1 protein-coding gene is annotated in these 1472 nt (G+C 64.9%); it reads right to left on the reverse strand.

Annotated elements, in window-relative coordinates:
- Positions 1 to 1022 (reverse strand): cache domain-containing protein (locus JMF90_RS36800; protein WP_268906099.1); only part of this gene is annotated, 1022 nt, incomplete at its 3' end.
- Between the last annotated feature and the right edge of the window lie 450 nt (positions 1023 to 1472).

Consider the following 1472-nt stretch of genomic DNA (forward strand, 5'->3'; position numbering starts at 1 on the left):
TGCAGCTCGGTTTCCGCGCGGTGGCGCTTGCGCAGCTGCACGTCGAGCAGCAGCGACAGGCCGACGAAGCCGATCGCGAGCAAGACCATCGCGGAGCCGATCGGGATCGCACGGTCGTACCACGCGGCGTAGGTGTCCGCTTCCGAGCGCGCGACCATGACGATGAGCGGCAGGCCGTCGAGGTGCCGGAACACGTACAGGCGCCGCACGCCGTCGATCGATGCGGTATCGGCGAAGCTGCCTTCGCTGGCGGTCATGAATTGCCGGAACGTGCTCGCGCGGCTGATGTCGCGGCCGACGATCTTGGGGTCGTACGGCTCGCGCGCGACCATCTTGCCGTCCGTGTTGATCAGCGCAACCGAACCGCGATCGCCGAGCGACAGGCGCGAGAACAGGTTCTGAAAATATTCGAGCCGGATCGACATCACCGCGACGCCGCCGAACGACCCGTCGGGCCGCGTGATCCGCCGGCTCAGCGCGATGCTCGGCGAGCCCCCGCGCAGCCGGGAATGATACGGATCGCTGACGTACAGGCCGACGTCGGGGCGGGCGCGGTGCACGGTGAAGTACGGCTCGTTGCCGAAGTTGGCCTTGCGCGGCACGTCGCTCTTGCCGTCGACCGCGATGTCGCCCTTCGCGTCGAGCACGTAGATGCCGCCGAGGTACTTGGCCGTCGTCGCACGGTCGAACAGCACCTGGCGGCGCAGCGGCATCGGCAGCCTGGTGACTTCGGGGTCGTTCGCGCCTTCGACCACCGCCTGCAGCGACAGCGAATAGATCTCGATGTTGCGTTCGATGTCCCACGACGCCATCAGCGCGAGGTTCTGCTGCATGCTGCGCGAGCGGTCGCGCGCATCGATACGGCCTTCGTACAGCACGATCCCGCACAGGAGCAGCAGGATCAGCGCGATCAGCAGCCCCGTATAGAAGATCAGGTGCGGCAGGAGGAACCGGCGCAGATGAGCGGCGACACGGCTCGTCAGGCCGGATTCGCTGGGCATTGCGTAGTCGGTTTCGGCCATGGTCCGTGGATCGGGGGCATCGTCGCCGGGCGGCGGGCCGATGCGATTGTTCGTATGACTACCGGTGGCGATCCGGTGCGCAGCCCTGCCCGTACCAGCCCTCCGTTCAGCTGAGAAAACGGGCACCGATTATCGACGATCGCGGCCGGATAAACCCTATATTCATAGGTAAACGTCTACTGCAATTCGACGATCCGATGAATCGCGCGATGCGAATTCCACGGAGTATAACGCGCGTGTTTGCATGCGCGGAAAATGTTGCGTCGGGTTGATCGGGGTCAAATTATGGTGTAATCCCGGGCTTGCAAATATCGGGGGAAGCGTTGCCCCGCAAGGCTTTGCGGCGCGGCGGAAGGCGGGGCGCCATACGGCCGCGGAAACGGCGAATTAACGATCGGCGGACCGTCGCACGCGAAAGCCGGCGATAGGCGCCGATTATCGGTTTCAACG

The sequence above is a fragment of the Burkholderia sp. E168m23 genome, from assembly GCF_016586125.1.
In the GTDB taxonomy this organism is placed as follows: Bacteria; Pseudomonadota; Gammaproteobacteria; order Burkholderiales; family Burkholderiaceae; genus Burkholderia; species Burkholderia orbicola.